Here is a 5,446-nt window from a genome sequence, read left to right as displayed (position 1 = left end):
CGGCGCGGCGGCGTTGCGGCTGCTCGACCGCGCCATCGCCGAGGGCCGGCCGATCGACGCGGTGTTCCTCGACATCCGCATGCGCGGGCTCGACGGGGTGGTGCTCGGGCGGCTGCTGTCGCAGTTCGCGAACCCGCCGCGGGTGGTGTTCGTGACGGCGTACGAGGAGCACGCCGTGGACGCGTTCGAGATCAAGGCCGAGGACTACCTGCTCAAGCCCGTACGCCCGGAGCGGCTGGCGGAGGCGATCAGGCGGGTGGCGGTCTCCGCCGACGTGCCCGTGGAGGGCGGGGAGACCGACACGATCCCGGTCGAGCTGGGCGGGGTGACGCGGTTCGTGTCCAGCGCCGACGTGATCTACGTGGAGGCGCACGGGGACTACGCGCGGCTGCACACGGCGGCGGGCAGCCATCTGGTACGGATCCCGCTGGCCACCCTGGAGGAGCGGTGGGCCTCGGCCGGGTTCGTACGCGTGCACCGGAGCCATCTGGTGGCGCTCAAGCACATCGAGGAGCTCCACATCGACTCGGGTAAGTGCACGGTGCGGGTCGGCGACACGGAGCTCCCGGTCAGCCGCCGCCACACGCGCGAGTTAAGGGACCTGCTGGTCCGCCGGGCCAGGAAGGCGAGGTCAGCGCCATGATGAGCCCCGAGTCGCGTCCCGGACGCCGGCCACCTCTTCCCAAGACCGACGCCTCGCGGCGGGAGACGCCGCGCAGGGTGGCCGTGATGAGCCCGCGCACGGCCGCCGCGCGCCGCCCCCGCTACCCGGCCACCAGGGAGATCGACGAGCAGACCCGGCTCGGCGAGGTCTACATGCGCTCGTTCCTGCGTACCCAGTTCAGGCTGGCGCTGTTCGTGTGCACGGTGCTGGGCTGCGTGGTCGGCGGGCTGCCGCTGCTGTTCCTGCTCATCCCCCAGCTGCGCTCGGTGCACCTGCTCGGCGTCCCGCTCCCGTGGGCGGTGCTCGGCGGGCTCATCTACCCGGCTTTCGTCATCGGCGCCTGGCTGTACGTGCGCCAGGCCGAGCGCAACGAACGCCACTTCGCCGAGCTGGTCGAGCGCCGATGAGCGAGCGAATGATCAGACGCAGCGCCTTCAAGCTCGTGCGAGCGGCGGAGCCGATCGCATGAGCTTGACCGCGGTTCTGGTGGTGATGGTGGCGGCCGTGCTCATCGGGGCGTTCGGGATCAGGTTCTCCCGCACCACCTCCGACTTCTACGTCGCCTCCCGCACGGTCAGCCCCCTCTGGAACGCCTCGGCCATCGGCGGCGAGTACCTGTCGGCGGCCTCGTTCCTGGGCATCGCCGGGCTCATCCTGTCGTTCGGCGTGGACATGCTCTGGCTGCCTGTCGGCTGGACCGGCGGGTACCTCGTGCTGCTGGTGCTGGTGTCGGCGCCGCTGCGGCGCTCGGGGGCGTATACGTTGCCGGACTTCGCCGAGGCGAGGCTCGAGTCGATGACCGTGCGCCGCACCGCGAGCGTGCTCGTCGTGCTGATCGGCTGGCTCTACCTGATGCCGCAGTTCCAGAGCGCGGGCCTGGTGCTGCGTACGATCACCGGCGCGCCCGTGTGGGTCGGCGGGCTGCTGGTCGCGGTCGTCGTGGCGGTGAACGTGCTGTCCGGCGGCATGCGGTCGATCACGTTCGTCCAGGCGTTCCAGTACTGGCTCAAGCTGACGGCGCTGGCCCTGCCCCTGGTGTTCCTGATGATGGCGTGGAAGGCCGACGGGGCGCCCGCGGTGAGCGCGCAGGACGCCGCCACCTGGCAGGTGCCGCTGTCGGGCGGCAAGGAGTACGGGCTGTACTCCACGTACTCGCTGATCCTGGCCACGTTCCTGGGCACCATGGGGCTGCCGCACGTGCTGGTGCGGTTCTACACCAACCCGGACGGCCGGGCCGCGCGCCGTACGACGCTGGTCGTGCTGTCCCTGCTCGGCGCCTTCTACCTGCTGCCCGCCGTCTATGGCTGGCTCGGCCGGCTCTACGCGCCCGATCTGGTGCGCACGGACACGGTCGTGCTGACGCTGCCCGCGCGGATGGTCGGCGGCACGCTGGGCGACGTGCTGACGGCGCTGGTCACGGCGGGGGCGTTCGCCGCGTTCCTGTCCACCTCGTCGGGGCTGACCGTGTCCGTGGCGGGTGTGATCGCGCAGGACCTGCTCAAGGGCGGGGTGCGCTCGTTCAGGATCGCCACGCTGATGGCGGTGGTGGTGCCGCTGGCCCTGGCGCTGTGGGCCCGGGCGCTGCCGGTGGCCGACGTGGTGGGGCTGGCGTTCGCGGTGGCGGCCTCGTCGTTCTGCCCGCTGCTTGTGCTGGGCATCTGGTGGCGCCGCCTCTCGACCACGGGGGCGCTGGCCGGGCTGTTCGTGGGCGGGGGGCTGGCGTCCGCGGCGGTGCTCGTCACGATCACCGCCGGCCCGCACGAGGGGCCCGCGGGGGCGCTGCTCGCCCAGCCGGCTGCTTGGACGGTGCCTATCGCGTTCGCGGTGATGGTGTCGGTGTCGTTCCTGACGCCGCACCGGGTGCCACCCGGGGTCGCCAGGACCATGGTCAGGCTGCACGCGCCGGAGAACCTCGACCTCGACCGCGGCGACTGGCGCCCCCGCTCGTCCTGAGACCGGGCGCTCACTTCACGGTGACGGCGAAGACGGCCTCGCCCGACTGCTGCCGGCTCTGCTCGTCGGGCGGCGTCGTGGCCTGGCCGCACCGCCAGCAGTCGCGCAGCCTGATCTCGGTCGTGCCCGGGCGCTTGCTGTTGAACACGAAGTACGTCGTGCCGCCGGCCCCGACCCCGTCGCCCGTGCGCTTGTGCTCCTCGCTGATGAACGAGGCCACCTTCGGGTCCGGGACCGCGACCAGGTCCCAGTTGTCGCCCACCGACGGGTTGTCGGCGACGGCCAGCGAGAAGCGCTGCCCGGAGCGCAGCTCGACGCGTATGTTCGAGCCCTTGGCACCCTTGACCACGGTGCCGAGGTCGCTCACCGCTGAGCCCCCGCCGCACCCCGCCACCAGCAGGGCCAGCATGGCGGCGGTGGCCGTTCGACGAATCATTCCGGCAGGCTATCGGCCCGCACCGGCGCGTCCCTACCTGGACCTGCGGCGGCGGTCCCGCATCATGCTGCCGACGGCGACGACGACCGCGGCGCCCCCGGCGGCCATGAGCAGCCTGCCCGCCACCTCCGACGCCTTCCCTTTGACGGACCCGGCCATGCCGGCCGCTCTTTCCCTGGCGGCGCCTGCCGCGTGGGACGCGCGGGACTTCACGTCGGCCTTGGCGGCCAGCGCGCTGACGGTGTCGCCCAGCTGTCGCCGGGTTTCCTCAATGTCCTTGCGCACGTCTTCCTGGTGGCGCGTCCATCGTCCTGTGGACGCCGACTGGTGGCGCACCCCATGGAGTGGGGACGCCGGGTCATGCTGCGTCCCGCGTGGTGTGGGCACCGTCTCTTCCTCGGCCCGCTGGTTCTCGGCGGCCTCGGCCCGCTCGTCGCGGACTGGGGGTTCGGGGACGAACGTCTCGTGTGCCGCACGCTCCTCCTCCGCGTGCTGGGCGTTCTCCGCCGCACCCGGCCTGGTCGGAGGCACGTTGACGGACTCGCGCTCCGTCGGCGTGCCCACTCTCGCCCTGCGGGCGCCGACGTCGCCCGCGTGTTGCTCGCTGTATCCGGGGTCGGTCTCGCTCATCGTCGTGCCCTCTCCTTGACCATGTCGATGTCGGCCTTGACGCTTGCGAGGGTCTCCGATGGGACGGGCGGGCCGACTCGTTGCACCTGGCTCTTACCGGTCAGGCCGAGCAGCGCGGCCATGACGAACAGCACTCCCGCCACGATGGCGGCGGCCGCCCAGCCGGGCAGCACCAGGGCGAGGAGCAGGATGACGGCGGTCACGAGCGCGGCACCGCCGAAGAACGCGGACATCCCCGCCGCGCCGAACAGGCCCGCGCCGAACCCCGCGCGCTTGCCCTTTGCCGCCAGCTCCATCCTGGCCAGGCGGAACTCGTCCCTCGCGAGCCTGGAGACCTGCTCGGAGAGGTCGTTGACCAGCTTGTGGGTGTCGTTCACGACGTTCGCCTCCTCCGTGAGGAAGGCGACTACCCAAACAAACGGCCTTCTATCGCTTGGCGACCTTGAGCAGGAACCCCAGGACGGACAGCACGGGGTCCTTCTGCACCTCGCACCAGTTGTCCGGCTGCTCCGGCTTGCTCCACGGGGACGGGAGCTCGCATGAAGGAGCCTGCGGCTTGGGCCGCTCGCACCACGATCCGGGAGGGTTCATACCAATATCTTACCGAGCCCTGCCACAGATGAGATGGGTCAGCGCGGCAACTTTCCGGTAGGGATCGGTCCTGCCCGCCCGCTCCTCCGCCGCGAGCAGGTCCTCGAGGTCGTCGGGGACGGGCTCGTCGTCGGGCACGGTGTCGCAGAACACGCGCACGCCGTACCACTCGTGTACCTCCAGCCCGTGTACGGCCAGGCGCCGCGTGAGCTCGCTGAGCCGGTCGGCCCTGGCGGGGACGCCGAGCCTGTTGACGTAGTGGGTGCTCTCGAACCCCCGCAGCGCCTCCGTCCATCCGCCCATGAGCCCGGGCCGCATGGCGAGGGCGTCGCCGTTGCGCACGAGGAGCGAGAGGATGCCTCCGGGGGCGAGGAGGCGGGAGAGGTCGGCGAGGAGCGGGCCGGGGTCGTCGAAGTACATCAGCAGGCCGTGGCAGAGGACGACGTCGAAGCTGCCCGGCTCGAACAGCTCCCCCAGCCGCTCGGCCTCGGCCTGGACCGTACGGACGGCCATGCCCGGCTGGATCCCGGCCTCCAGGAGGCGAAGGAGGTCGCGGGAGGCGTCGAGCGCGATGACGTGATGGCCCCTGGCGGCCATCCTGAGCGCCTGCGTGCCCTGGCCTGAACCCACGTCGAGGACATGGCAGGGGGCCTTGGGGAGGTGCTCGGCGAGCTGGCGGGTGACGAGATCCTGCCTGACGACGTCACGCAACGTCCCCAGCCGCGCGCGCCAGCTGTCCTCAGCCTCCGAAAACCTCATGTCAGGATCCTAGACGGACCTGATCTTCCGCCAGGCGGCGCGGGGGCACGCGGACCTGATCTTCCGCTCGCGGCGGTAATCTGCCGGGGTGCTGGTACACGGGGTCTGGTCGGCTGAGGGGCTCGCCTTCTGGGCGGAGAGCCCCGACACCACGCCCTCGGCGGCCCAGGAGCGGCAGGCGCAGGCCGGCGCCGCACCCCCGGCGACCCGGCGGCGGCAGGCCCCGGGCGGCGTGCCCCATCCGTTCGCCGCCTCCGCGGCCGGCATCGCCACGGCGCTGGGCCTCGACGAGCCGCCGTCACGGACGCTGGAGCTGCTCCTGCCCGGCTCGGCCAAGGAGCCGCTGCCCTCGCCGGAGACCGGGCGGCTGGCCGAGGTGGCGCGCCCGCGGCTGCGCCTCTGGCAGGTTCCCG

The 5,446-nt window shown here is 72.0% G+C and carries 9 protein-coding genes; 4 read left to right on the top strand and 5 right to left on the bottom strand.

Going from position 1 to position 5,446, the window contains the following annotated elements; genetic code table 11:
• The 3 genes from AB0J09_RS55040 to AB0J09_RS55030 all read left to right on the top strand — a co-directional run.
• A partial coding sequence (locus tag AB0J09_RS55040; protein ID WP_360710323.1) for a LytTR family DNA-binding domain-containing protein occupies positions 1-643 on the top strand: 643 nt, incomplete at its 5' end.
• Positions 640-1,071, top strand: a complete 432-nt coding sequence (locus tag AB0J09_RS55035) for a hypothetical protein (protein ID WP_360710322.1) — start codon at positions 640-642, stop codon at positions 1,069-1,071. The genes AB0J09_RS55040 and AB0J09_RS55035, both read left to right, overlap by 4 nt.
• Positions 1,072-1,129: 58 nt before the next feature.
• Positions 1,130-2,617, top strand: a complete 1,488-nt coding sequence (locus AB0J09_RS55030; RefSeq protein ID WP_360710320.1) for a cation acetate symporter — start codon at positions 1,130-1,132, stop codon at positions 2,615-2,617.
• Between the two features lie 10 nt (positions 2,618-2,627).
• Here the strand turns inward: AB0J09_RS55030 and AB0J09_RS55025 are convergent, their stop codons facing one another.
• From AB0J09_RS55025 to AB0J09_RS55005, 5 genes are read right to left on the bottom strand one after another with little or no spacing between them, the layout of a single operon-like run.
• Positions 2,628-3,053, bottom strand: a complete 426-nt coding sequence (locus AB0J09_RS55025; RefSeq protein WP_360710319.1) for a protease inhibitor I42 family protein — start codon at positions 3,051-3,053, stop codon at positions 2,628-2,630.
• 33 nt (positions 3,054-3,086) lie between these two features.
• Complete coding sequence (locus AB0J09_RS55020; protein ID WP_360710317.1) at positions 3,087-3,683, bottom strand: DUF3618 domain-containing protein; 597 nt, start codon at positions 3,681-3,683, stop codon at positions 3,087-3,089.
• Positions 3,680-4,060, bottom strand: coding sequence for a phage holin family protein (locus tag AB0J09_RS55015; RefSeq protein WP_360710315.1), 381 nt, complete (start codon positions 4,058-4,060; stop codon positions 3,680-3,682). Before AB0J09_RS55015 ends, AB0J09_RS55020 begins: the two co-directional genes overlap by 4 nt.
• A gap of 49 nt (positions 4,061-4,109) precedes the next feature.
• The gene (locus tag AB0J09_RS55010) at positions 4,110-4,274 is read right to left on the bottom strand and encodes a hypothetical protein (RefSeq protein ID WP_360710313.1); all 165 of its coding nucleotides are present in this window, start codon (positions 4,272-4,274) and stop codon (positions 4,110-4,112) included.
• A 9-nt stretch (positions 4,275-4,283) separates the two neighbouring features.
• On the bottom strand, positions 4,284-5,033 hold the full coding sequence (locus AB0J09_RS55005) for a methyltransferase domain-containing protein (RefSeq protein WP_360710312.1): 750 nt from the start codon (positions 5,031-5,033) through the stop codon (positions 4,284-4,286).
• Between the two features lie 88 nt (positions 5,034-5,121).
• Here AB0J09_RS55005 and AB0J09_RS55000 point away from each other — a divergent pair.
• Positions 5,122-5,446 (top strand): hypothetical protein (locus AB0J09_RS55000; RefSeq protein ID WP_360710310.1); only part of this gene is annotated, 325 nt, incomplete at its 3' end.

It is taken from the genome of Nonomuraea sp. NPDC049784 (assembly GCF_040659615.1).
In the GTDB taxonomy this organism is placed as follows: domain Bacteria; phylum Actinomycetota; class Actinomycetes; order Streptosporangiales; family Streptosporangiaceae; genus Nonomuraea.
This window is presented reverse-complemented; position numbering and strand designations above follow the sequence as displayed.

Excerpts from the sequence above, each read along its gene's own strand:
- AB0J09_RS55010 (WP_360710313.1), bottom strand. The coding sequence starts at position 4,274 with ATGAACCCTCCCGGATCGTGGTGCGAGCGGCCCAAGCCGCAGGCTCCT.
- AB0J09_RS55005 (WP_360710312.1), bottom strand. The coding sequence starts at position 5,033 with ATGAGGTTTTCGGAGGCTGAGGACAGCTGGCGCGCGCGGCTGGGGACG.
- AB0J09_RS55025 (WP_360710319.1), bottom strand. The coding sequence starts at position 3,053 with ATGATTCGTCGAACGGCCACCGCCGCCATGCTGGCCCTGCTGGTGGCG.
- AB0J09_RS55030 (WP_360710320.1), top strand. The coding sequence starts at position 1,130 with ATGAGCTTGACCGCGGTTCTGGTGGTGATGGTGGCGGCCGTGCTCATC.
- AB0J09_RS55020 (WP_360710317.1), bottom strand. The coding sequence starts at position 3,683 with ATGAGCGAGACCGACCCCGGATACAGCGAGCAACACGCGGGCGACGTC.
- AB0J09_RS55035 (WP_360710322.1), top strand. The coding sequence starts at position 640 with ATGATGAGCCCCGAGTCGCGTCCCGGACGCCGGCCACCTCTTCCCAAG.